Source organism: Aequorivita sp. KMM 9714 (assembly GCF_011065475.1).
In the GTDB taxonomy this organism is placed as follows: Bacteria; Bacteroidota; Bacteroidia; order Flavobacteriales; family Flavobacteriaceae; genus Aequorivita; species Aequorivita sinensis.
This window is the reverse complement of sequence record NZ_JAAGRO010000004.1, coordinates 188,206-211,107: the sequence shown is the minus strand read 5'-3', so window position 1 is coordinate 211,107 and position 22,902 is coordinate 188,206. Positions and strand designations below refer to the sequence as shown.

At 34.5% G+C, this 22,902-nt stretch carries 19 protein-coding genes and 1 tRNA gene; 7 read left to right on the top strand and 13 right to left on the bottom strand.

Annotation, left to right across the window (positions count from 1 at the left end; translation table 11 throughout):
- Window positions 1-242 precede the first annotated feature (242 nt).
- Complete coding sequence (locus G3A46_RS11180; RefSeq protein ID WP_165149824.1) at window positions 243-620, bottom strand: hypothetical protein; 378 nt, start codon at window positions 618-620, stop codon at window positions 243-245.
- A 436-nt stretch (window positions 621-1,056) separates the two neighbouring features.
- On the opposite strand from G3A46_RS11180, the gene G3A46_RS11175 reads away from it, so the two are divergent.
- From G3A46_RS11175 to G3A46_RS11155, 5 genes are read left to right on the top strand one after another with little or no spacing between them, the layout of a single operon-like run.
- Entirely contained in the window at window positions 1,057-2,556 is a 1,500-nt protein-coding gene (locus tag G3A46_RS11175; protein ID WP_165149822.1) for a class I SAM-dependent DNA methyltransferase, read from the top strand.
- The gene (locus G3A46_RS11170; RefSeq protein WP_165149820.1) at window positions 2,553-3,761 is read left to right on the top strand and encodes a restriction endonuclease subunit S; all 1,209 of its coding nucleotides are present in this window, start codon (window positions 2,553-2,555) and stop codon (window positions 3,759-3,761) included. Before G3A46_RS11175 ends, G3A46_RS11170 begins: the two co-directional genes overlap by 4 nt.
- A 2-nt stretch (window positions 3,762-3,763) precedes the next feature.
- Entirely contained in the window at window positions 3,764-5,572 is a 1,809-nt protein-coding gene (locus G3A46_RS11165) for an AAA family ATPase (RefSeq protein WP_165149818.1), read from the top strand.
- Complete coding sequence (locus G3A46_RS11160; protein WP_165149816.1) at window positions 5,562-6,887, top strand: hypothetical protein; 1,326 nt, start codon at window positions 5,562-5,564, stop codon at window positions 6,885-6,887. The genes G3A46_RS11165 and G3A46_RS11160 overlap by 11 nt, the downstream gene beginning before the upstream one ends.
- The gene (locus G3A46_RS11155; RefSeq protein WP_165149814.1) at window positions 6,884-10,009 is read left to right on the top strand and encodes a type I restriction endonuclease subunit R; all 3,126 of its coding nucleotides are present in this window, start codon (window positions 6,884-6,886) and stop codon (window positions 10,007-10,009) included. Before G3A46_RS11160 ends, G3A46_RS11155 begins: the two co-directional genes overlap by 4 nt.
- A gap of 760 nt (window positions 10,010-10,769) precedes the next feature.
- Here the strand turns inward: G3A46_RS11155 and G3A46_RS11150 are convergent.
- From G3A46_RS11150 to G3A46_RS11130, 5 genes are all read right to left on the bottom strand, one after another.
- Window positions 10,770-11,216 (bottom strand): hypothetical protein, encoded by a 447-nt coding sequence (locus G3A46_RS11150; RefSeq protein WP_165149812.1) that lies wholly within the window; start codon window positions 11,214-11,216, stop codon window positions 10,770-10,772.
- Window positions 11,217-11,820: 604 nt separating this feature from the next.
- Window positions 11,821-12,609: an ATP-binding protein gene (locus G3A46_RS11145; protein ID WP_165149810.1), complete on the bottom strand. Its 789-nt coding sequence runs from the start codon at window positions 12,607-12,609 to the stop codon at window positions 11,821-11,823.
- 96 nt (window positions 12,610-12,705) lie between these two features.
- Window positions 12,706-13,326: a hypothetical protein gene (locus tag G3A46_RS11140; protein ID WP_241836888.1), complete on the bottom strand. Its 621-nt coding sequence runs from the start codon at window positions 13,324-13,326 to the stop codon at window positions 12,706-12,708.
- Window positions 13,327-13,405: 79 nt separating this feature from the next.
- On the bottom strand, window positions 13,406-13,678 hold the full coding sequence (locus tag G3A46_RS11135; RefSeq protein WP_165149806.1) for a helix-turn-helix domain-containing protein: 273 nt from the start codon (window positions 13,676-13,678) through the stop codon (window positions 13,406-13,408).
- Between the two features lie 305 nt (window positions 13,679-13,983).
- Window positions 13,984-14,820, bottom strand: coding sequence for an RteC domain-containing protein (locus G3A46_RS11130; RefSeq protein WP_165149804.1), 837 nt, complete (start codon window positions 14,818-14,820; stop codon window positions 13,984-13,986).
- Between the two features lie 201 nt (window positions 14,821-15,021).
- Here G3A46_RS11130 and G3A46_RS11125 point away from each other — a divergent pair, with 201 nt between their 5' ends.
- A complete protein-coding gene (locus tag G3A46_RS11125; protein WP_165149802.1) occupies window positions 15,022-15,705 on the top strand; it encodes a response regulator transcription factor in 684 nt (227 codons plus the stop codon).
- Here the strand turns inward: G3A46_RS11125 and G3A46_RS11120 are convergent.
- Together G3A46_RS11120 and G3A46_RS11115 are read right to left on the bottom strand one after the other, a co-directional pair.
- The gene (locus G3A46_RS11120; RefSeq protein WP_165149800.1) at window positions 15,702-16,949 is read right to left on the bottom strand and encodes a site-specific integrase; all 1,248 of its coding nucleotides are present in this window, start codon (window positions 16,947-16,949) and stop codon (window positions 15,702-15,704) included. The genes G3A46_RS11125 and G3A46_RS11120 overlap by 4 nt on opposite strands.
- 216 nt (window positions 16,950-17,165) lie before the next feature.
- Window positions 17,166-17,239, bottom strand: a tRNA-Pro gene (locus tag G3A46_RS11115).
- A 236-nt stretch (window positions 17,240-17,475) separates the two neighbouring features.
- Between G3A46_RS11115 and trxB the strand changes: the two genes are divergently transcribed.
- On the top strand, window positions 17,476-18,447 hold the full coding sequence (gene trxB / locus G3A46_RS11110; protein ID WP_165149798.1) for a thioredoxin-disulfide reductase: 972 nt from the start codon (window positions 17,476-17,478) through the stop codon (window positions 18,445-18,447).
- Window positions 18,448-18,520: 73 nt separating this feature from the next.
- On the opposite strand, the gene G3A46_RS11105 is transcribed toward trxB, so the two are convergent.
- From G3A46_RS11105 to G3A46_RS11085, 5 genes are all read right to left on the bottom strand, one after another.
- Window positions 18,521-18,952: a hypothetical protein gene (locus G3A46_RS11105; RefSeq protein ID WP_165149796.1), complete on the bottom strand. Its 432-nt coding sequence runs from the start codon at window positions 18,950-18,952 to the stop codon at window positions 18,521-18,523.
- A 127-nt stretch (window positions 18,953-19,079) separates the two neighbouring features.
- Window positions 19,080-19,799 carry a head GIN domain-containing protein gene (locus tag G3A46_RS11100; RefSeq protein WP_165149794.1) on the bottom strand — a complete coding sequence of 240 codons (720 nt, stop codon included), beginning with the start codon at window positions 19,797-19,799 and terminating at the stop codon, window positions 19,080-19,082.
- A gap of 51 nt (window positions 19,800-19,850) precedes the next feature.
- Complete coding sequence (locus G3A46_RS11095; RefSeq protein ID WP_165149792.1) at window positions 19,851-21,539, bottom strand: PspC domain-containing protein; 1,689 nt, start codon at window positions 21,537-21,539, stop codon at window positions 19,851-19,853.
- Window positions 21,536-21,874 (bottom strand): PadR family transcriptional regulator, encoded by a 339-nt coding sequence (locus G3A46_RS11090; protein WP_139855725.1) that lies wholly within the window; start codon window positions 21,872-21,874, stop codon window positions 21,536-21,538. The genes G3A46_RS11095 and G3A46_RS11090 overlap by 4 nt, the downstream gene beginning before the upstream one ends.
- A 166-nt stretch (window positions 21,875-22,040) precedes the next feature.
- Window positions 22,041-22,541 (bottom strand): DUF4870 domain-containing protein, encoded by a 501-nt coding sequence (locus G3A46_RS11085; protein ID WP_165149790.1) that lies wholly within the window; start codon window positions 22,539-22,541, stop codon window positions 22,041-22,043.
- Window positions 22,542-22,902: the final 361 nt, after the last annotated feature.

The following is a 22,902-nucleotide window of genomic DNA, read 5'->3' as shown; positions in this document are numbered from 1 at the left end:
GTACTAGGTTTTTTTATTTTAGTTACTTCTTCTAAGTACCAATTCAGGAATTTGGGTTTAACGTTAGGAGGACTATCTTACTTGTTAGGCGGAGTATTAACAATATTAAAATTGAACTTGTGGTTTGTAATAGTGGGTTGGATTTCGGCTTTTGTAATTAGAAAAATTTACGGCGATCCAACAAGGTAATATAAAATTAATTATCGATTCCTTAAAACACCCTCCTTGAGGATAGTTTTATTTTATACCCAACTTATATAATAGGATTTTGACTGGTAACCGTGATTTTTTTGTGCCGCTCTGATTTCAACCTTGAATCCTCTTGCAGCTAAATATTTTGGATAATTAAATGTATTCATTAAAGCACTACCACCGCTGAAAGGATAAATTCGTCGATAATTATATTCCACCTCGGAAATAGATTTTTCTTTAAATCCTTTCATGTCAGTGTCAATAAAATCAAAGCTGATATGTGTTTCTTCATTCTTAGCTTTTTCAATTATTGCTAAATTTAATACTTCGTAGTTTGGATGGTAATTGAAAGTTTGCATTAGAAAATCTTTATTCTCGGGAATTTTATCTGACAAACATAATTTTTCCAATATTTCTACATAATTCATATCCTCAATTATTTATAGATTCAACGATTTTTAAACTTAAACATATAAAGAAACTAAATCTCACGCAGATGTTTTGACTATTTTTTCAAAGAATTTTTCAAAGGTTGATTTTAAAAGATATAGTCTAATCGCTTTTTCAAGTTATTTGCCAGCAATAATTTCTAAAACGTCATTATTTGTTTAATATCATTTTTCGTTCAAAAATCTAAACTTTAGTTTGTTTTTATTTCATTACAACAATAGCACTTTTACAAATGCTTATAAACTGTTAAAAAACTTCTTAATAAATTCCTAATATAAATACTATATTTGAAATTATCTCCCCTTGAAATTTATTGATAGTAACATTTTCCAAAAAGGGAATGGTATGTACTCTCTTAATTTAAGAGAAAAATTTTATTAAATAATTAATCACAAAAAGAGTATCATCTTATAAATGGCAAAAACAAAAAATAATTTTGAGCAGGACCTGTTCAAAGCAGCAGATAAATTGCGTAAAAACATAGACGCTGCAGAGTATAAACACGTAGTTTTAGGACTTGTATTCTTAAAATACATTTCTGAATCCTTTGCAGAATTGTATCATAAACTGGAAGCGGATGAATGGTCTGATCCTGAAGACCGCGATGAATATTTGGCCGAGAATGTCTTCTTTGTTCCTAAAATGGCGCGTTGGAGTCATATTCATGCACAAGCCAAGCTTCCTTCTATTGGTCAAACCTTGGATGAAGCTATGGATGCCATAGAAAAGGAAAACAAGGAACTTAAAAATGTACTGCCTCAAGTGTACGGAAAGGCTAACTTAGATAAGACTGCTTTAGGAGAACTTATCGATTTAATCTCCAACACCGACTTACAAGCCGAAAATGAAAACTCTAAAGACCTCTTTGGTCGAGTGTATGAGTATTTCTTAGGCGAATTTGCCAATGCCGAAGGTAAAAAAGGCGGACAGTTCTATACTCCTAAGGCTATTGTGAGATTAATGGTTGAAATGATTGAGCCATACAAAGGTAGAGTATATGACCCAGCAAGTGGATCTGGGGGAATGTTTGTGATGAGTGAAAAATTTGTTACGGAACACCAAGGAAACATAAAAGATATTACGGTTTATGGGCAAGAGAGTAACCAAACGACTTGGAAGCTTTCTAAGATGAACTTGGCTATTCGCAATATCAACTCCAAATTCGTGTCTTGGAATACCGAAGGCTCTTTTTTAAAAGACGCACACCCTGACTTAAAAGCCGATTTTGTTATTGCCAATCCACCGTTTAATCAAAGCGATTGGGGTGTGGATATTTTGCAAGAGGATGCACGTTGGAAATACGGAATCCCGCCCAAAGGGAATGCTAATTACGGTTGGTTACAGCATATGCTTTATCACTTAGCGCCTACGGGTGTTATGGCAACGGTATTGGCAAATGGTTCTTTAAGCTCTAATACTTCGGGCGAGGGCGATATCCGTAAAAACTTTGTGGATGAAAATTTAGTAGAGTGCATCGTAGCTTTACCAAAGCAATTATTCTATAACACAGGTATTCCTGCCTGTATTTGGTTTATGCGCCGTAATAAAACCAGCGACAAAACTTTATTTATTGATGCTTCAGAAATGGGTTTCATGAAATCTCGTGTGCATAGAGACTTCTCTGAAGAAGACATTGCTAAGATTTGTGATACCTATCATAACTGGAAAAAAGATGATGGCTACGAGGATGAAAAAGGCTTTTGTAAAAGTGCATCGTTAGAAAACATACAAAAACACGATTATGTATTAACACCTGGTCGTTACGTTGGAATTCTCCCTGAAGAGGACGACGGGATTCCTTTTGAAGATAAAATGGAAGACCTTACCACAACCCTAAAACAACAAATGCAGGAAGAGGAAGCCCTAAACCAAGAGATTAAAGCACAACTTGCTAAAATTGGGTTTTCGTTATGAAGTTTATAGATGGAAAGATTCCAATTGGATGGAGTGAAGTTAAAATGGGAAGCTTAGTTAAAGTTGGTAGAGGATCATCTCCTCGTCCAATACATAATTATCTTTCAGAGAATGGCATACCATGGGTCAAAATAGCAGATGCTACTTCTTCAATGAATAAATATATTGAAAGTACAAAACAGTTTATAATTGAAGAAGGAAGAAGTACATCAGTCAAACCTGGAGATTTAATTGTTTCTAATAGTGCCACTCCTGGAATTCCAAAAATTATGGCTATTAATGCATGCGTCCATGATGGCTGGTTAGTTTTTGATGATTATAAAAACATAGATAAATTATATTTATATTATTTTTTTCTTTTTTTTAGAAAAACATTAAATCATTCTGCAAGTGGGAGTGTTTTTAAAAATTTAAAAACCGATATAGTTAGAAACATAGATTTAATTTTACCCGATGATCTCCAAGAACAAAAAGCTATAGCCCAAGTATTAACCGCCTTTGATGATAAAATAGAAAATCTACAAGCCCAAAACCAAACCCTAGAAACCCTAGCACAAACCATTTTTAAAGAGTGGTTTGGGAAATACCAAGTGGATGATGAATTGCCAGAGGGTTGGCGAGTTGGTGAAATTGGTGATTTGACAGTAATTAAGAGAGGTGGCTCCCCCAGACCGATTAAAGATTATATTTCAGATTCTGGTTATAGATGGTTAAAGATTTCAGATGCAACCGCAACTGACTCTCCGTATATTTTTGAAATAAAAGAACATATTAAAGTTGAAGGATTAAGTAAAACAACCTTAAAGAAAGCGGGTGATTTAGTTTTATCCAATAGTGCTACACCAGGTATGCCAAAGTTTTTAGCTGTTGACACTTGTGTTCATGATGGTTGGATGCATTTCCCTAGCTCGATCGTATCAAATGAGTATTTGTATTTACTCTTTTTACACATTAGACCAAAATTAGTTCAACAAGGTAGCGGGAGCGTATTTGTGAATTTAAAAACCGATATATTAAGGTACTACGAAACAATTATACCATCTAATCAAGCTTTAAAAGATTTTGATAAATTAATAAAACCTGTTTTCGATAAAATTTTAAATAATTCCAAACAAATCCAATCTCTAACCAAAACTAGAGACACTTTATTGCCTAAACTCATGAGTGGGCAGTTGCGGGTTGAGGGGTTTAAAAGTAACTTATAAAAATGAGTGCAGATACAAAACAAGAGGTCTACCAATTATATAATAGCTTCATAGAAAATTGCTTATTAACAGATAAATCTGTTTTAACCAATGAAGATGATATTTTTTCTATTACTAATTTATTTAAAGTAAAAGAATATTTTTTAGATGCCGCCATAGAAGGTAGTGGACCAAGCTATTGGGATAAAATAAAACTGCAATTTCAAGAAGCTAATTACGAAGTGCGTTTGTGTTTTGCGCACTTAAATTGGTTATGGTATCTGCCAGCCAATGATATAAAACCAGATACCAAAGAACAAACCCCCTTATGGATTTTAGATGATGAAGAGTTTAAAGCCCGTTTTGAAAGTAATAAAAAAGAGCATTATTTTCCAAAGGAAGGTATTGGTTCTGCAGGGCAGTACCATAAAACCAACAAACCAATGGAGATTAATTTTTTATTAATACTCTGTATTTTAATTAAGCAAGAAGTAAACAATGGCTTCTTAAAAACAGCGGAAGATATTAATACTTTCATTATAGATAATGCTAATAAAGTATTTAAAGAAAACACATTTAATGTTCCAGAGCGCGTGTATAAGCTACTAAAAACAAGATCTTTTGCTATGGAGAGTTTAATGCTTCACTTGGCAAAACCAGACTATTTTGAGGCTATTGCATCTAAACAAGATAAGGAAGCTATAAAGTCTAATTTCTATTCGCTAATCGAAGACTTAGAGGAGGCAAAGAAAGAAGGGCTAACTATAGATGATGAAATTCATCTAATTAAAAAAGAGCTAGAAAACTTAGGCATCTCTAAGAGTTTTTATGCACCTCAATTATGGCATGTATGGAATAAAGGCTTGCATAATGTGTCTGAAGAAGTAATGCTATTGCAGTTTAAAAAAGCTTTGGTGTATTACGGTCCACCAGGTACAGGTAAAACCCATACGGCTAAGGAGTTGGCGGAATCATTTATCACCAATCATTTTTTACACAAAAAAGAAAACCTGAAATTGTATTTTGAACAGGGTTTAAAAAATATAGGAGGTAGAATACATGAACTGCAATTTAACCCCAACACGTCTTATGAAGATTTTATTGCTGGTTATCAATTGAGATCCACTCCAACTGGCTCAGAAACCGTAGCGATAAAAGGGCTATTATTCGATATAATTGATCAAGCCAATAATGAAGAAGAAACTACAGATTCACAAGGAAAAGTAAAATTGCCTCACGTTCTCATATTAGATGAAATTAATAGAGTGGATTTATCACGTGTTTTTGGTGAACTGTTTTCTGCTATGGAATACAGAAACAAACCTATTAAAACCGCAATAAAAGGAATAGAATTAACAGTGCCAGATAACTTGTATATTATAGGCACAATGAACGAAATAGATTTTTCGGTAGAACGTATGGACTTTGCCTTACGTCGTCGTTTTGTGTGGAAGTTTAAAGGCTACAATGACGCTGTGTTAACTGAAATGTTGAGCGACTACTTTAACGACGACCGATTTGAAACCCTAAGAGATGCATATGTAGAAGCTTGTAGTGCATTAAATAGGTACATCAGTAATGATGTAGAAGAGTTAGGCGAGGCTTATCAAATTGGACATACATTTTTTGCGGAACTTTCAAGAGTACATCAGGAACACCATAATTTAACAGGTAGAGGGCGTTCTAGAAAGCGGGTATTTAAAGAAGCTAAAGATATTTTGTGGTCTATATCCATAGCGCCAATGTTAGAAGCTTTTTTAGGTAATACAGATAAAGAAAGTGTAAAAGAATATATGGAAAGAGCAAAAGATATATATTCCAATGGTAAATAACATTGTTTATATACCACCGGTTAAAGATTGCTCCTATATAGACATAGATGCAAATATGGCTGTGCATATAAATAATGCTTTCACCAATAAAAACGTATTTAGAATAAGTGATAGTTTAAAAGAAGAAGAACTACCACTTTTAACCTATGATTTTAAATCTAAGAAATGGCTGACGGGAAGATATATTGGGAAGCTGTTTTTTAATTATAATAATCAAGAATATTGTTTCGAGGTCATACCTCGTTTTGGAAATGCCGCAGTAATGCAATTACTAGAGGAAATATTCAATATTAAATTAGCACATAGCAAGTCTAAAAGCAACTTAGAAAATAAGGTCCACAACGAGCTTATTAAAAAGCTGATCAGCATTATTTGGGTTAAACAATTAAGCAAGGCTAATGTACACGGTTTACCTAAAAACATAGTAAAAAGAAAGCATAAAGGGCAAACGGTAAAGGGCCGAATTAATATTCGGAAATCGGTATTGCCACTCTATAACGAGAACCTATTAGTTTCTAATTCAATTGAGAAACAGATAGATCCAATAATAATTTCGATACTTCACAAAGCACATAAAATTTTAGCTAAAGACTATTTTTTGTCTCAAAATATGCTTACAGATGGCGTCAAAGAAGTCATTAATTCAGCAGCGGGTTATAAAAATAAAACCATCACCAAAAACCAATACCAAAGCATTAAGTACGGGTCCATGTACGCAAATTATAAGGCTATTGTAGATTTTTCTTGGCAGATTATTCAGCGCAAGAATAACAATATTTCCCAAGAACAATCTAAAGATACAAATGATGCTCTGTTTTTAGATATGGCAGAGATATGGGAAAGTTATTTAATGACCATACTTAGGAAGAAATACAGTATTGGAGGGTGGAGGGTGTATTCCTCTAAATTCAATATTTACAGGAATAAGGATTTTAGTAGAGGTTTAATTCCAGATATTATTTTAGAAAAGGATAATAAGGTGGTTGTATTAGATGCCAAATACAAGAGAATGACAACTAACTACAGGGATTACGATAGGGAAGATTTTTTTCAAATCCATACTTATGGCGCTTTTATGCAATCGCAAAATAAAAAGGTTTTGGGCTTAGGGCTTATTTACCCATTACTAGAAAACTTTGACCAACCCCAATTAGAAAGAAATTTTTCAAAGACCTTATTTGGAGATTCATCTAGTGAATCTTGGTTTAAGGTAGATGGAATAAAACTAACGGAATCCATAGAAGAATTAAGGATTCAAAAAGAGGCGTTTTTGTCTAGGTTTCAAACTAATCTTTCAATGTATTACTTAGCATGACTAAATTATCAGAAAATACCATAGAACAATCCTTAATTGCGCAATTGATTGCTCAAGGTTATACCTATCATTACGGTCCAGATATAGCGCCTTTTGGTGATAATCCACAAAGAGAAAATTTTGCTTCTGTTTTATTAGAAAATCATTTTAAAGATTCGCTTGAACGACTAAACCCTAATATTCCAGCATCAGCACTAGCGGAAGCTTACCAAAAAGTCATCAACCTAGGGACAGAAGATATTATGGAAAACAACGAGCGTTTTCATTCTTATCTAACTAACGGTGTTACGGTTGAATTTAATAAAGAGGGGCGAACGGTTGGGGTAAATGCAAGGTTGATGGATGTTGAAAATCCAACTAATAATTCGTTTTGGGTGGTCAATCAGTTGGTGGTTAAAGAAAGCAATAGTGAAAAACGTTTCGATGTAGTTATTTATATAAACGGCTTGCCATTAGTGTTCATAGAACTTAAAAGCGCTCTAGACGATAAAGCAACCCTTCGTAGAGCCTTTACACAAATTAACAATTATAAAAACGCAACTCCTTCTATTTTCTATTACAATTCACTTTGCATTATTAGCGATGGTATAGAAGCAAAGACCTCTAGTTTATCTGCTCCCTTTTCTCGTTTTCTAAGCTGGCGTGCGCCTGAGCTTATAGAAAATGATCCACGTACAGAATTGCAGATTCTTACGGAACATATGTTAGATAAAACGGTGCTTGTAAGGCTAATCAGGTACTGTACTGTTTTTGAAAATGAGGAGAAGAAAGATGAAAAGACAGGTTTAATTTTTCAAATCAAAGTTAAGAAGGTTGCTGCATATCATCAGTATTACGCAGTACAGAAAGCTGTAGAACAAACGATTCGCGCAACCCATAGCGAGGATGGCGACCGTAAGGTTGGCGTAGTTTGGCATACGCAAGGAAGCGGAAAGTCATTGTCTATGGTTTTTTATAGCGGGCAAATTATTGTGCAACCAGAGATGGAAAATCCAACCCTGGTAATTCTAACCGATAGAAATGATTTAGACGATCAGTTGTTTAGCACCTTTGGAAATTGTAAAGATTTACTGCGTCAAACACCCATACAAGCCACAAGCCGAGATCATATTAAAGAACTTCTTAAGGTGTCGGGTGGTGGAGTGATTTTTACAACTATTCAAAAATTTGCACCTGCGGAGGGTAATGTTTTCGATACACTATCAGAACGCACCAATATTGTGGTAGTAGCAGACGAAGCACACCGAAGTCAATACGGTTTTAAAGCCCGTGAGGTAGAAACAGACGATGGTTCAGAAATCCGTTATGGAAATGCCAAGTATTTGCGTGATGCGTTGCCTAATGCTTCTTATCTTGGATTCACAGGAACGCCAATAGAAAAAGAAGACAAAAGTACTCCGGCAGTATTTGGAAACTATATTGATGTATATGATATAAAACGAGCTGTTGATGATGGTGCTACTGTTCCTATTAGCTATGAGTCTCGATTGGTTAAAATTAAATTGGATGAAAAGACAACTGAATCTATCGATTCTGAAATAGAAGAAATAGCAGGAGTATCTGAGGAGCAATTAGAATATGCTAAAAAAAGAACGGCCAATATAGATGCTATAATTGGTCACCCAGAGCGCGTTAGAGATATAGCTGCCGATATCGTTTCGCATTTTGATGCAAGGCAGGAAGTATTTGAAGGAAAGGCGATGATTGTGGGTATGACACGAAGGATATGTGTTTTGCTTTATAATGAAATCGTCAGATTACGCCCCGAATGGCACCATGACGATATGGACAAAGGGGTTATTAAAGTAATAATGACCAGTTCTTCAGACGATGAAGCTATTTTACAACCTCATCACACCACTAAAAGTCAGCGGAAAGATCTTGCCATTAGAATGAAGGACACCACCGACGAATTAAAATTGGTGATTGTACGTGATATGTGGCTTACAGGATTTGATGCACCAAGTTTACACACCCTTTACGTGGACAAGAAAATGCAAGGGGCCAACTTAATGCAGGCCATTGCTCGGGTAAATAGAGTTTATAAAGATAAGCCTGGCGGGCTCATCGTAGATTATATTGGAATAGGTCAAGATCTTAGGAATGCTATGGCGGTTTATATGCAAAGTGGAGGTGAAGGCGCTCCTGTTGTAGATATTCGAGAAGCTATTGCTGGTATGTTAGAGAAGTTCGAAATTGTAGAGCAGATGTTCCATGGTTTCGACTATAAAGAATACTTCGAGGCTGAAACAAGCAGAAGGCTGCAAATTATTTTGGCGGGTCAGAACTTTATTCTATCCAGTGAGAAACTAAAAGATAGATTTTTAAAAGAGGTAACGCTGCTTTCAAAACTTTATGCGATGTCTATTCCAAGTCCTGAAGCAAATGCTATTAAGGATGTTGTTGCCTTTTTTCAAGCTATAAAAAGTAGGATTAATAAATTTACAGGTAGTAGTGGGAAGTCGGATTATGAAGTAGAAACAGCTATCAAGCAAATTATTGATGATAAACTAGCTAGTGACGGAATTGTTGATGTATTTGAAGCTGCTGGTATTGAGAGTCCGAAGGTTAGTATTCTCTCGGATGAGTTTTTACTTGAGGTAAAAAATATGCAACAAAAGAATGTTGCATTCGAGTTATTGAAGAAATTATTAAGTGATGAGGTTCGGATTCGTAAGACCCGAAATATAGCCCAAGGGAAGCGTTTTTCGGAGTTATTGGAATCAGTAGTGAAGCGTTATCACAATAATCAGATAGATTCGGCTCAAGTTCTTCACGAGCTATCAGAAATTGCCAAAGAGATGCGCTTGGAAGATCACAAGAGTGAAGAGTTGGGGTTGAGTCCAGAGGAGTATGCTTTTTACAGTGTTCTTTCTCAGAATGATTCGACTAAGATGTTGGATGATGAAAAAATGAAAGAGTTAATTCACACCATTGTCGATGTCGTTAGAAACAATGCTACCGTTGATTGGAGTAAACGTGATGATGTTCGTGCAAAGTTGAGGTTAACGGTTAGAAAGATTTTAATGCGTTATGGCTACCCTCCTGATTTGGCTCGAATAGAAGCGGATAGGGTTATTGCTCAGAGTGAGAATTTGGCGGAGTTTTTTAGTGGGGTTTAGGGAAGAGATGGATTCATCTTAATTATATTAAAGGTTGTTAGTTGCTTTATGTGGGGGATGATGGATGAAGCTTCGACTCTGCTCAGGGAACTCATCTCGGGGTAATTTCTATATATGAGGTTGATTAAAAATAATTTAAATTATATGGTAAGGGGGGCTTGTGCAGGATCGGGAAATGCTTACATTGAGATACTTAGTTTAATAGGCTAACTAAGACTTTGAAATTTTCTGCATGCTTGATTTTCATATCTGCCTAAGTATAAGAGATTGATATGTAAATTCGAATTTTAGCGATCATCTTTTCCTTCAGCTTTACAAGTATCTCTTCATCTATTATGCAAACTAAATGTGCACCTGGTGATATAATCCCTGAAAATCTCACTGCCCCTGGCCAAATGATGTAATTCGATATTCTGAATTTGAAATTTCAAGAATTTCATCATCCGTAAATTTTAAAATTAACATTTATCCTTCCTCTACCGAAAATACTCTACTTGTAGTCCCAATAATCATTTTAAATTCAATTAATATTTTGCTATCTATTTTTTCCAAGCCAGCCATTTAATATAATTTAGATTTTCTATATAAAGGCTACTAGGAAGTTTGTTTAACTGTTTTTCCACTAAACTCATCAGTTTCATTTTTAACTAACTTTTGACCAAGTAATGATTTAGAGAATCCAATAATTAAAATAATAAATATAAAGTTTCAGATGATTTTTTCTTTAAGTATTATTAAGTTTTCTTATTTATTTTCGATATTATCGAGGTGGGATTAACTTAGATTCCATTTCATCATTCGCTCGATAAATTTTTCCACGACTTTTATATACAACGAAATAATGCCAATTTATACCATCTGCACTACATGCAAGCACATATTCGTATGGCGCAATTTCTTTTAAATGATACTCTCCACAAACCTTAATTCCATTCTGCACAATTATTTTACCTATTTCTCTATATTCTGTGCCTTGTGGTAACCTCCAACTCTTGGAATAAGTCCTTTCGTCCGTAATTACGTTTCCACCCTCCTTTCCATTATCGAAAATAAATATAAAAACAATTGCAGCTGTTATAAGACCTAATAATATCATTAAACAACCTGTAAATTTCCCTTTTTTCTTATTAGGATAACCGCAATTAGGACAATTACTTGCCTGGCTACTGATTTCTCGATAACATTCTTTACAATTGATTAACGCCATAGATTTTTTAATTGGAAAAGTAGAACAATAAAGCACCTAATTTAGCAAATAATAATCGAATAGAAAATCGGCAAACAATTCTTGAGTGAGATTACACATCTCACTTGGTCTCTACAATTTTTGCATACTTCTACATTAAATGTAATAACATACAATGCTATGAAAAAAAACATATTGTAAGCTTTTACATATAAAAATTAGATTCCATTGAAAACTCTATTCTTTACACTTATGACGGCCGAGGCGCTTACCTGATGATGAGCACTAAATGTTTTAATATCCTTATGTCCTGAGACGCTCATTATATTCTTTTCTGGAATGGAAGTACTTTGGAGAATTGTTATAAAATTTCTTATTGCCGTATAAGTTGATATCCTATTACAAAATGACTTAATATTTTTTTGTTCCACACCTTGTAAACGAGTAAATTTTAGCCCCTTTAGCAATTTTAGTTGCGGATTGGATAATTGTCCAAAGTGCGCATTTAGTCGAGTTTTTTAGTGGGGTTTGGGGGAGAGGTGGATCCGTCTTAATTATATTAAAGGTTGTTAGTTGCTTTATTTGCGGGATGATGGATGATGCTTCGACTCCGCTCAGCAAAAGTTTACTTTCTTTTGTCCAGAGTATTTTTATCAAAGCCTATAACGTTTACCATTTCGCGTAGGCGACTGCGGACGCGGTTGCCGTAGTGGTCTTCGATTTCTTCGGCGTTGAGGTTGGTGGTGATATGGGTTATCCTTCCGCTGCGCTCAGGGAGAAAAGTCTTTCGGGGCTCTTCCACTCCGTTCGGGGCCCAGGGATAGACCCTTCGACTGCCCTTCGACAAGCTCAGGACAGGCTGCTCAGGGTGACATTGTGTGTATCTTTCGTATCTGGAGAGTAGGATTTCGCCCATTACGTTGCAGTCGTTTCCGAAGTGTTTGCCTTCCGGTTCTACGCCTAAATCATCAAAACAGAAGTAGTGGTTATCACCATATTGTTCGATAATGGAATAACCGATATTATTGAATGCGAAAACAATATTTCTTGTGGGAATTATTTTATAGGGGCGATGGTGAGGAACTAAGTGGCGCATTAATTTCATTAATGTAGTTTTTCCGCAACCTACGGGGCCGCTAAGTAAGATCCCTTTGTTTATGTCGATATTGTACTTTTCACAGCTTACTTTGTCTTTGATAAAGTAAAGGCAGAGCTGGTAGATGATTGGATGATCTTCTTCGTGAATTTTAAATTGTTTGCCGAATAGTATTTTTCCTTTTGCTGATAGATAGTTGAGCATTTTAGGGAAATCGTACTGAATGGCGTTTCCTTTTATCTTTCCTAGCGTGAATTCTACACCTCCTTCGATGAGGATGTGCGGGTTTGCAGGATGGTATTTTGGTAGCGTTATCATTGTTGAGCGTTTTCGTCCTTCGGTACGTTTTCTTCAGCTCTTCTAGCTTAAGAAAACACTCAGGAGCCTTTATATTCTTCACTATTTATATGGTGGTTATAGAGGTTCTTTGTAATTTTTAACTTTGGTAGTCTTAAGGTTTTCCTTGTTTTGGGACAGTGGTGCTGACCGTTTTAATTTGAGTTCACTGGCTTTAAGCATCCAGCTTTTAGCTGATGCTTGCCAATCGTTCATTTTTATTTTTCCACCAACTTTCCAACCGATGGCTGAATAGTGTGCGAAGAATTTTTGAGCTTCGATTTTTGGCCATTTATTTTCAGAAAAAAAAGAAATTACTTCATTTTCGGTTTTCGGGAGTTCTCGTTTATATATGTTTTCTAAATGTTTATTATAGTTTATATATGATATCAACGGTTGTCCTGAATTTGGGATAGTTGAGTCCAACGGTTGTCCAGAGGTTGTCCCAAAAATGAACAACCTAATTCTACTTCCTTTAAATGAATTGTGGGATGGGATATATTGGATGTACTTCCAATTATCGAGTTGTTTTAGACAACGATGATAGGTTGATTTGGAGCCAATTTTGGAGAGTTTCATTACCTCATCACGAATGATAATGAAGTCTTTTGGAAATCGGTTAATATTCCAATAATTGAACAGCGCCATGTATAAGCTTACATGGGTTGGGTTCAGCCTAGTATCTTTTGCTATGGTCATAAAAAATGCGTTTAGATGTGCTATATAATTGACATTGGACATAGTATGAGATTAATATAGGAGCTTATGCGCGATTTTATCATAATGAGTATTTATTTTCCTCAAGCACGCGTTCGATTTCTTTTTCTTCATACAGGATGATTCCGCCTATCTTGGAATAGGGGAGGGTTCCGTTAAGTCGTAGATTTTGTAGTGTTCCTGGACTGATGGATAGCAATTCCATAACTTCAGAAGATTTGAGATACTTCTTTGGTTCTTGCGGTTTTAGACTTTGGATTACTTTTTTCATTTCCTCTAGAAGTTCTAGTTTAAACTCGTAGAGGTCGTCGGTGGTAAGAATTTCTACTGCCATAATTAAAGAATTTAGATTGTTAAAATAATCCCCGTGGGGAGGCGGGGATTATAAAAACTACCAAAGAGTTAAGGTTTTTTAGATTGGTAGTTTTTAGCACGATTTGACCTTCGTACTACAAAGGTTTGAAGAATGAAGAATTAAATTTCACAAGGTGTACCCAAGGTGGGTGTTTTTTTTGAGATCTGAGACTAGATGTTTGGGTGAATAAACGGAGTTCTGCTGGAGAAAGTGGTTGATTGATTTTGCTTTATTTTTATTCCTCTTTTGTGGAGGCTTTGTAGGGCGTAGGCTGAGTATGGAGTCTATTCGTCGGCTTGGAGTATTCTGTTTGTTAGACTTTGCTTTAAATTATCTAGGAATTTTGTTGGGTTTATTTTTCTTGAACGGATTTCGATGAACGTGCGATAGTAGTCGCCAAGCTCTATATTGAATACTTCTTGAACTATTGAAGCTATATCTTTTATTTCTACCTGGCCATTGTTGATTGACTTTACAGCGTGTAATGCGTATATCAGTTCAATTAAATCCACCTTGTTTGAGGTCCACTGTAAATGAGAAGTTGTGGTTAGAAATGTGTTTAGTTGCGATGTATTTTTTAATTTAAATAATTCCTTTCGCAATCGGCTGATAAGCAGTTTGTGTGCAAATATTTTTGCAGTAATATAATCGTGGGAGGTGGAGAAATTTTGGTCTATACAATAGTGTACCGCATCGAGATGAAATTTTACTCTGCCATTGCTGCGCAGGAAATATTCTGAATCGCGATCTGTTCTTCGACGTTCTAGATATTTATAAAATGTTCTATGTTCGACAAAGTATTCTTGATAGGAAGCTATTTTTTCTAGAATATACTTTTTTACTTTTCTATTGCTAGTTTGTGGTCTGTTTAATTCAAAATCTGCCAGAGATATAAAATATATCATATATCCTGCGGGGATTGGTTTGATAGTTTTAAAGAAACAACTTTCTTGATCTGGAGATAATAGTTCGAAAGAAAGGAACCTTTTTCTTAACTTGTTGATGGTTTTTCTACAAAAATACATTCCCGTTTCGACTTCCTCGAATACCGAAATTGACCCAGAATTTAAAGTGACAATTTTCTGCTCTAGGTCGGCAACAATTTTCCTGCAACTTTTCATGGTAGATCAATTGTTGAGATTTTGGAAAATGTTGAGGAGAATTACGAACTAACCAAGTTATTAAAGTTTAAAAAATTATTTTTAAAGTTATTCCGTAATTTTATTATGGTTTTACCATACTTTTTATTTTAAGATTTAAATATATTTTGACTTTCTTATTGTTGGATTAAGGGTTTTTAACTCGTAAAAGGTTTGTTTGCAATGAGATTTGAAGAATTGACCGTCGTTATCGTTAAGAGCTTTCCATTAGTTATTGAATATTATCGAGAGCTATTTATAGAAATAAGTGAATCCTATAAAAGGTTTCACTTTAGGATTGAAGTGGCAAACAACTATGTTGAGGCAATTGATTTATTGAATCGAATTAAATCTGAAAGAAAACGAGTGGATTTGATGATTTTGGACTTGATGATTCCCGGTTTAGCTGTTAAAGGGATATTATTTGGAGAGGACATAGGGGAGCTATTTCGTAAAAATCACCCGAAAGGAAAAATTATAATTACTACAGGATTTCCGAATAACTATAGAATCAATTCTGTAATGAAGAGTATTAATCCTGAGGGTATTTTAGTTGAATCCGACCTTAATGTGGCGGTGTTTAAATTTTCGATAATTGAGGTATTAAATAATTCTATCTATTATAGTAGAAGTGTATCAAAGTGGTTGAATTCATATAGAAATTGTGACTTTACGCTTGATAAATGGGACCGTCTATTACTATATGCACTTTCACAAAACATTAAAACAAAAGAGCTTACCATGTATTTGCCTTTTTCACTTTCTACAATTGAGAAGCGAAAGAAACGAATCAAGTTACAGTTTGGAGTTGATCAGGGCGATAACCGTGACCTTCTACTGAGAGCACGTGAATTTGGTTTTATTTAATTGGCATTTTTTATTAATTCTTTTTGATGGTTCAATACGATTCTTAAATTATTTATGTCTGAACTAATTCTACTTTCTAACACCTTAGCATAGATTTGAGTGGTGGATAGCTTTGTGTGGCCGAGTAGTTTTGATACGGTTTCTATTGGTACTCCGTTGCTTAAGGTTACAGTTGTAGCAAAGGTGTGTCTTGCACTATGAAAAGTTAGATACTTGTTTATTTTTAGTTCTTTAGCTACTTCTTTTAAATATTTATTGAGTTTTTGATTTGAGTAGACTGGCAAGAGCTTATCGCTATTTTTCATTTCATCTTTATATTTATGGATGATATTTTCAGCAACATCTAGTAGAGGGATTTTAATGGGATGGTCTGTTTTCTGTCTTTTTGTGAAGATCCAATCTTTACCGTCTATACCTTTCACGATGTCGTTTTTCATAAGGTTTTTCACGTCTATGTATGACAGACCGGTATAACAACTGAAAATGAAAATATCTTTAGTTCTGTTTTGATAAGTATGAATGAGTTCGGTGTTGATTAACAAGTCTAGTTCTTTTTGGGAAAGGTAATGTCTTTCGTTTTTGACAAATTTCAGTGAGAATTTTGCGAATGGATCGCGTTCCACCCATTCTAACTTTACTGCTAGATTGAGTAACTTCTTTAATCGCTCCAGGTGTTTCATTACGCCATTGTTTGTTAGGGGTCTTGATTTTTGTATTTGTGCAACATTTCGACGTAGAAAATTTTCGAAGTCGATTATAAATGCATAATCGAGGTGCTCTAAATATATGTCATCGGTTTTTCTTTGAATCTCTAGAAATCTCTTAATGTAGGTTTCTGTTGTGTAATAGTTTTTTAAGGTTCCAGGCTTTAATACAGACTTCATATTAAATTTGTGATATTCTGATAGTTGGATGAGTGTTTTCCTAATTTGATCTTCTCCTCGATATCTTGCTATTACGGTTTGGGGGGTAATTAATTTTCGTTCTTTTTTAAGCTCTCTGTATGCCTCATTGATTTCGATTAGAACCTGATTTATGTGATTGTTGATTTGACGGGCCTCCGCGCTGTTTCCCTTGAGCCTAGAAACAGAAGGTTCCCACAAATCTGTAGTAACTTTTATTTGAATACTAAACCTCTTAAACTTGCCATTGACTGTTATTCTTGCATATAGAGGTGTTTTTCCCTTAGATTCTTTTTCAAATCTTGGTAGGAGCATTACAGAAAAGGTGTCCGATTTCCTCATAATATTTTACGTTTTCTAATTAATAAATCTTTGAAAACGAAGGTCAAATCAGAGGTTTCGCGAAATAATCCCTTTTTAAAAAGGGTGTCCGATTAGGGTACATTTTATATGATTTCGAACCAAATTTAATGGTTTTTTGCTATGAATTCGAAAACGCAAAAACCCTGTAAACCATTTGATTTACAGGGTTTTAGTGTTGTTTGGTGTTTTTTCTTGTCGAGATGACAGGATTTGAACCTGCGACCCCACGCCCCCCAGACGTGTACGCTACCAGACTGCGCTACATCTCGATAATTAGAGCACAAAAATACCCAAAATCCAAATCTTTACAAGAGGTGAGGTTTAAATTCCATAGAACACTCAACCTTATTCAAACTTTTTAAATTGTAAAGGAGTTTTAATATCAGTTTATAATAAGCACAATAATAGTTTCAAATACTCAGATAACAAATCTTAATAAAAATTAAACGTCTTTTCCTTTAAAAGTTGCTATTTTTACCGTTCGAAAATTATTGAAGAGAATATCATGAGCGAAACTATTGAAAGAATTAAATGCCTTATCATTGGGTCTGGGCCAGCAGGTTATACAGCAGCGATTTATGCTGCACGTGCAGACTTGAAACCTGTCGTTTACACTGGGATGGAACCAGGTGGACAGCTAACTACAACTACAGAAGTTGATAACTTCCCAGGATATCCTGAAGGTATTGATGGACCTACTATGATGGTGCAGCTACAACAACAAGCTGAGCGTTTTGGAACTGAAGTTAGAATAGGAATGGTTACTAACGTAGAGTTTAGTGATAAAGTTGGAGGAATTCATAAAATTACTGTAGATGATAGCATTCAATTAGAAGCAGAAACAGTTATTATTTCAACTGGGGCTACAGCTAAATACTTAGGTCTTCCAAGTGAACAAAAATTACGAGGGGGTGGAGTATCTGCTTGTGCGGTTTGTGATGGATTTTTCTACAAGGGGCAAAACGTTGCTATTGTAGGAGCTGGTGATACTGCTGCTGAAGAAGCTACTTACTTATCTAATATCTGTAATAAAGTTACAATGCTTGTTCGTAAGGACTATATGCGTGCTTCAAAAGCGATGCAACACAGAGTAAACAACACTAAAAACCTTGAAGTTCTTTATAATACTGAAGTAGACGAAGTACTAGGAGATTCTGTGGTTGAGGGCTTAAGAGTAGTAAATAATCAAACAGGAGAGAAATCTGATATAGAAATTACAGGTTTGTTTATTGCTATAGGACATAAACCTAACACTGAAATATTTAAAGGACAAATTGATATGGATGAGACAGGTTACATCATCACTAAAGGAAAAACTACTAAGACAAATATCCCTGGAGTTTTTGCGAGTGGAGATGTACAAGATAAAGACTATCGCCAAGCAGTAACAGCTGCTGGAACTGGTTGTATGGCTGCATTAGATGCAGAACGTTACCTTGCAACAATCGAAACAGAATCTGAAGTTACTGCAGAGTAACTCACAAACTATATAAACATAAAAATGCCGCAATTGTTGCGGCATTTTTTATTTATAATAAGTTGGGAACTATTTAAATTTTAGTAAAAGTTAAGAGTTCAGTATCACCATCCCCACCACTTACGTCTGAAAGTTCTATTTTTACATTACTCACCGAAACTATATTCCAATCGTCATTCAATTCGTCAAAAGGTTCCATTTCACTGAATTGAAGTACTAGTTCTTCGCCGCTGTTAGATGAGTTTTGATAAGCCCAAGTTCCTGGCTCAGTTAAAATATCGTTTTTAGCGGTTACTGTACCATCTTCATTAAATGTAAATGAAAAACTTTGAAAATCGGACGTGTGATCTGATGTGCCATCAACCATTTTGGTTATTTTCCATTTACCTTGCGGAAGCGTGGTTCTAATGTTTTCAAATTCATCTGTTTTTACGTTACCTGCATCATCATCAGAATTGCAAGAAAATAACGTTACTACTGCTAATATTAAAAGGAGCTTTTTCATAATTGATTTTTTACAAATTTCGGTTTTTATGAATAAAGAACGCTTAAAATTGTATTAAATTTTAAAAACCTAACAAATTCTTATGAAAATGTTAGGTTTTTAATTATAATATGCTGTTTTTCAATTCTTATATCTTTTTCACACTACCTGAATGACTTTTATTACTTTCTATAGAAATTGGGTCGCCGTGGTAGTTAATTTCACCTCCGCTACTTACATTCGTTTTTAAATTTTCTCGAACATTAATAATTACTTCAGCGCCACTTGATGCTTCAGCTTTACAGTTAATAACTACTAGTTTTTTTGCGTTTAATTCACTGCCGCTAGAAGCATCGGCGTTTAGGAATGAAGCTTTTCCTGAAATTTCCATATCCGATCCGCTACTAGTTTTAGCATTTACCTCCTGTGCAAATACTTCTACTTTTAAATCGGCGCCACTACTGCTTTTTAAGGTGAGGTTTTGACTTTTTATAATAGAATTTCCAACTACATCTGCACCGCTGCTAGCTTCAATAGTATTTAATTCTTTAAAAGTAACGTATACTTTTTTAGCTTTAGAACTTCTGATGTTTTCTGAAGTGGTAACGTGGAGTTTTCCATTTTTAATATCGGTTTCAATATATTGATGAAGATTTTCATCGGCTTCTACTACAACTTTGTTTTCACTTCCTTGAGTAAGATATACATCTAATCCAGCGCTGCCGCGAACTTCTTCAAAATTTTCTGAAACACTGCGTTCTTTTGTTACAATATTTCCATTTCCTTTTTCACCTATGTCAATATTAAAATTACAAGCGCTTAAAAGCAGTGCGATTCCAAAAAGGTAAATTATTTTTAATATTTTCATAATTGATTAGTTTAGTTTTTTTACAATTGAAATAGAAGTTGAATCAAACAATTAAAAGTTTTTAAAATCTTCTTCTACTTTTTCCTCCCAACTTTTTTTAGGTGCTGAAACAGAATCTTTTTCAATATTTATGATTTTAGTTGAGTCGGTGGCATTCTTAGATTCTTCAACTAAATGACAGTCCAAGCATTGAAATGAATCTTTTAATACTCTGAAATAATGTTCATCATTACTCCATTTTTTTATTTCGTTTAACTCTGTATTGTATTTTATGTACGAATGAATTGTTTCATCTGGATTTATTACAGTTCCTTCAGGTAGATAAATAGTTATATCAATTTCTTGATCTCGAAATTTATTTGCCGTATCTGTAGTAAAATAACCATCAAGAATTAAAGTGTTGTTTTCAATAGTATAATTATATGAAATGGCTTCAGCTCGCTTTTTTGCATTCAGGTGGTTACTGCCTTCTGCAGCCTTTTCGATTACTATTTTACCAATTGTATCTTTTGAAGTTTTAATGTTTAAAGAAATATCAGTCGAATAGATAATCTGCTTCTCATTCTCGTCGTACTTTAATTCCCAATCGCTATCCTGCCTAACTTCATAACTGAAAGCTTTATTAGCTCGCATTGATATCTGTAAGGTATCGTTTGTTTTAATTAATATGGCTTGCTCTTGAATAAAATTACCATCATACGCTTTTTCGGTTGCCTGCTTGATGCCGATTACGGCCAATCCAATTATCGACAATGCCCAAACTACAATAAGTAATATTTTAACTGTTGAATTCATAGATTTTAAGTTGCTTATCAACAACTTTAATCCCAAAACAAAGAGTGCAAAAAACGGTATCCCAATAGCTAGTAGTGATAATAGTGCTACCAGCCACATTAATCCATTTGTAGTGTCGACCATTGTAATGTATTCGGCTATTTCATTATTCCCCCAATAATCGATAGACCCGAAGGTGAAAAACCCAATTATTAAGCTGATAAGTGTGAATAATGAAACTATGATTATCATAATTCCGATAAACTTTACGAATACTTTAAAAAGACCGACGAATACGTTTCCCAAGGAATCGAAAAAACCTGTGGTACCCGTTTTTATTTTATTTCCATATTTGTCGTAATCTACGTTTTTTACGCGATCTGCAACATTATCGAAACCCTCTTTAAACTTTCTTTCAATGTTCGAAATGTTTACCGGCTCGCCTTTCATCTTCAGTTTATCAGAAGTTGTAACAGCAGCAGGAACTAATATCCACAATAAAATATATACTAATACTGGAGATCCTAATCCTATACCCACCAAGAGAACCCAAAGCAGTCTAATCCATATAGGGTCTATTCCTATATAATGACCTATTCCTGATGAAACCCCCGATATATACTTATTGTCTATATCACGGAATAGTTGTTTGCGTGTATTGCTATAGGAAGCATCGGAATTTGCATCTTCAAAAATCTCATCGTCAACCTCATAATCTTCTGGCTGTCCCATAATGGCAATTACTTCATCTAGCGTTTGCTGAGTTATAACCTGAGTTGGACTTTTAATTTTTTCAAAGAAAAGTTCTCCGATACGTGCCTCAATATCCTGCATTATTTCTTCTCTTCCATCAGCACCTTTTAGCGACTTTCTAATGGCGTCTAGGTAGCGTGAAAGCTTCTCAAAGGCATCTTCATCTATATAAAAAGAAGTGCCTGCCAAATTTATGTTTACTGTCTTGTTCATTTTTTGTTTTTTTCGCTGGTTACTATGGTTACGGCCTGTTGCAGTTCGCTCCAGGTGTTGTTCAATTCGGTTAAAAATAATTTACCTTTTTCGGTAAGGCTATAATACTTACGTGGTGGTCCGCCGGTAGATTCTTCCCAGCGATAAGCAAGTAATCCAGCATTTTTAAGCCTTGTGAGCAGCGGATATATTGTGCCTTCCACGACAAGCATTTTTGCGTCTTTTAAGGTTTCAAGAATATCTGAAGTATAAGCCTCACCGTCCTTTAGGATGGATAGGATACAAAACTCCAAAACCCCTTTTCGCATCTGCGCTTTTGTGTTTTCGATTTTCATTTCTTAATTATTTGTTTTGTGTAACTCATGTTCGTTATTGATGATTATTGAATAGGGGAGTGCGCTAGTTTGTTCTTGGCATTGTTGATTAGTCAATGCACTATCATACTCCTTATGTATTGGCGTACTTATTCCCAAAAATTGAATCGTAGCAGCCAAAAGAAAATTAACAATTGTGCTCATCTTGACTTATTTTTTGGCTGTTAGTTTTTATAAATGGAATATTAAGTGGGTATTTATATAATTGACCGCGCGATGCGTGAATAGAAGCATTGATTACTGCGTAAATTTCAAAAACAAACAATGCCAGAAATAATATTAATACAAGACTAATTAATAGTAGGTAGCCCGATAAATTTTGAATGTTGTTCATCGAAAACATTCCGTCATTAAGATTGATACTTTCTGCTAACGAAATAATATCTGAAGCAAAAATTATAATAAGAGGCAAACATAACAATCCAATTAGTATAGTATATAATAAGGTGCTTAACTGAAAATTGATGGCTTGCTTTCCATGATCATCTATAAACGCTTTTTCCTTATTAAAAGTCCATATTAATAAAGGAGCTATAAAGTTCGCAAAAGGGAAAAAGTATTTTAAGAATGTTGATAAGTGTATAAAAACACTCGTATTTTTTTGATTTTCTGTTATTGTAGTTTCCATAGCTTGATATTGTCTTATGCAAATATATGTTTAAAAGACAGTAGTATGTTACGCATAGTACTATAATTAACATTTCTTTAACATTGGTAAATATGATTTTTAAATGTTTAAATAGGCTTGTTAGACTATTGAATAATAGAGGGTTGAGGGTACTCTAGTTAACTTGAAGTTAGTGTTTATAGGTGTTCATCAAATATTGATGAGATGAAGTAACGTAAAAAGAATAATTGAAGTAAGGAGTTTAAATTCATGAATAGCGATAAATAGATCTACCTGATATTTTTAATAAGCCAACCACTTGTTTTTAATATTACTGAACTTTAAAACTATAATTATGAATATATTCGTGTAAAATATTCTT